This window comes from Rhodoferax sp. (genome assembly GCF_028714215.1).
Classification (GTDB): Bacteria; Pseudomonadota; Gammaproteobacteria; order Burkholderiales; family Burkholderiaceae_C; genus Rhodoferax.
Genome location: NZ_JAQTMS010000115.1, coordinates 1 through 2,634 on the forward strand (window position 1 = coordinate 1; position 2,634 = coordinate 2,634).

General features: G+C 58.7%; 3 protein-coding genes. All 3 read right to left on the minus strand.

Features of this window, described 5'->3' with window-relative positions:
- A partial coding sequence (locus PHS32_RS24170; protein ID WP_301082201.1) for a DUF1173 family protein occupies window positions 1-1,118 on the minus strand: 1,118 nt, incomplete at its 3' end.
- A gap of 56 nt (window positions 1,119-1,174) precedes the next feature.
- Window positions 1,175-1,510: a hypothetical protein gene (locus PHS32_RS24175; RefSeq protein ID WP_301082202.1), complete on the minus strand. Its 336-nt coding sequence runs from the start codon at window positions 1,508-1,510 to the stop codon at window positions 1,175-1,177.
- Window positions 1,511-1,569: 59 nt separating this feature from the next.
- The gene (locus PHS32_RS24180) at window positions 1,570-2,493 is read right to left on the minus strand and encodes a hypothetical protein (RefSeq protein WP_301082205.1); all 924 of its coding nucleotides are present in this window, start codon (window positions 2,491-2,493) and stop codon (window positions 1,570-1,572) included.
- Between the last annotated feature and the right edge of the window lie 141 nt (window positions 2,494-2,634).

Here is a 2,634-nt window from a genome sequence, read left to right on the forward strand (position 1 = left end):
AGAACAAAGTCAGGGAAGGTGGCGGTCGCACCGTCATAGCGCAGGGGCTTCTCGAATCGGCGCTGTTGCTCGGTCAATAAATTGGCGATCCTGAATTCGTGGCCGCTGTCCACCGGGATGAACTGGGCAGTTGTTTCCATGGCCGCGCCGTAGCACCAGAGCAGGCTCCCACTTTTGGATCGCTGAATGCCGGCAATGACAAAAATCTTTGGCTTGTCTGCCTTCGCCCAGCCGGTGTAGTCGTGGGCCGGGGTTTTTTCGAAGTGGACCAGGCCATGTGCGAACTGGCTTTGCAGCCGCGCCACGCTCTGTCTGGGCGTCCAGATGGGGCTGTTGCCGGGGAGTCCTTTGAGCCTGATCGCTGTGTTGTGTGCGGTGGCCTGGAGCTGGCGCAACTCGGCTACCACGATCAGGATGCCTTTGCGGGTGTCGCCATAGGTCTTTTGCATCTGGTCGAAGCGCTCGTGTAGGGTGGCGAGCGTCTTCTTATCTTGTTCGTCGCTAATCTTGGCCTCTGGAATGAATACCCGCGCCATGGCGTCTTCGCCACCAATCAGGCGGTCAGCGAGTTGGCTTCGCAGCCCCCAGTAGACCCGGCCCAGGTTTCGTTTGCCTGCCATGCCCGGTGACCAGGTGTGTAGGCCGGCTTCTTCCCACAAGAGGTTCAGAAAGCCGCGCAGGGTCATGGTGCTGCGTTTGGTTCTTTGCATGTCTGGCAGTGGCGGCGCAGCGGCTTCGTCAAGAGTAATGCCGGTGACTTGCTCGATCGTGGACAGGGGCACGGCCAGGTTGTGGCTGACTTTGCCATCGGCACGTTCGGTCAGCGCATCGTCGCTGTAGATCGCGTGGGCGGCGGTGCTGATGCCGCCATGCGACTCGCATTCGGGGTGGTGCAGGTGACCGGTCTTGGGGCAACGCTTGACGATGTAGGTGTCGCCCATCCTGGCGATGTACATCGGGATCGGCTCGGGAGCGCGACACAGACAGTTTGGGGTGGACTTGTGCAGATACGCTTTTTGCATGAGCGCTTGGTAAGCCTGATGGTGGATTTCCATGTTCGCTCGCGCTATCACCTGGTCCAGCATTGCTATACGGTCGTACCGGTCATTGATTCCCATGTTTTGTACCTGTCTTGGTTAAATTCTTCGCCTGCCGGCATTTCCGGCCCTGTGCATCACCAAACCCACACCCAGTTGCGCAGCGCAATGTATGCAAGCCCGACCAGCGTGATCTGTGCGACCAAGCCCAGGCGGTGCATGACGTATAGCCGTTGTGATTCTTCGCGGGTGCCGGGAAACTCCCATTTGCACACCTCTTCGAGCTTGCGTTTGTCCGACCAGTTGAAGTAGAGGTAGCCCACACGCCCCAGCAAGACAAAAAAGATCAGGTCGTCGGGTTTGAGCCATGTGTCAGAGATGAAGCCTGTCCAGAGGGAGCGGGCCAGTTTTTCAAAAAAGTTTGCATCCATTTCAAGTTCCTTTTTTCTTGTTAAATCCCGGTGTGGGTGCATTCAATTTACAGAATGGCCTCGCCCTGTCAAGGTTTCAACAAAAGGCCTTGTCGGTTGTTTTAGCGGGCCTGCGCCAGCAGTTCGGTAAGGTTGGGCGGCAGACCACGCACAATCACCGGCTCACCGCTGGCTGTGTTGACGACCAGCGTGGGTGTTGCGGGTGACTGGTTGGCAGAAAGCAGCTTGAGCATGGCGTTGTTGGCGTCTAAGGCCTGGTTGATGCCCTGCGTTTCGGACGAGGCTGCAATGGGTCTGCCACTTTGGCCGTGTTCGGCCAGAACATCAAGAGGCCTGGACGATTGGAGCAATGTGGTTGCCCGTGTACGGCTATCCGGCGCAATGATGGCCACCGGTGCCCATCGCACGCGGACCTGCCCGGATGTGATGGGCGCGCGCAGATTGCGCCAGAGCTGCGTGCAGAACGTGCAGTTGGTGTCTATGTAAGCCGTGATGATGGGTCCGGCACTGCCTTCAATGAAACCGGCTGACTGGTTGATGCTGGAGAGCAGGCGCGAGGTGCTTTGTCCGATCTGGGCTTGCTGGTTCGCGCTCGGTGGGCCCGATACGGGTGATGTCGCGCTGGGTTTGGCCAACTGGCGGGCCAGCATTTCCATTTGCGTGCGGTTGTTGCCCAGGCTGTCGAACTTGGCGCCAACAAAAAGAGCATCGACGCCTTCGATCATCCAGCCGATGAAGGCGCCCTCGCCTGACTTGATGACCACGCCGGTGGAGCCGTCGGTTGCGCTGAAGACTTCACTGACGATGCCATCCTTGCCCATGCCCGCCAGCAGCGCCTTGGCGCGCGCCATGCGATCGGCCTTGGACGTAATGATGACCCGGCCTGGTGCTGCTTGGCTGCTTTCGTTCACGGCTGCAGGATTGACTGTGAATTGCTTGTAGATGGCCACGCCACCGCGCAGGCTCAAGAAAGCGATGGCAACGGCCGCGCCGGTCAGTGCAATAGGTTTAAGAATGTGTTTCATGGTTTAAAGCTCCTTGGCGCGTGATTTGGTGGCTTTTGTGGCCATGTGCGCGATGCGGATGGTTTTCATAAGGCCAATGGCGCCTACCACCCACGATAGGCCCCAAATACCAAGCCCTACCACGACACCGCCCAGGAGCAG

What these genes read in the sequence shown, in the direction of transcription:
- PHS32_RS24175 (WP_301082202.1), bottom strand. Translation starts at nt 1,510, where the DNA reads ATGCACCCACACCGGGATTTAACAAGAAAAAAGGAACTTGAAATGGAT.
- PHS32_RS24180 (WP_301082205.1), bottom strand. Translation starts at nt 2,493, where the DNA reads ATGAAACACATTCTTAAACCTATTGCACTGACCGGCGCGGCCGTTGCC.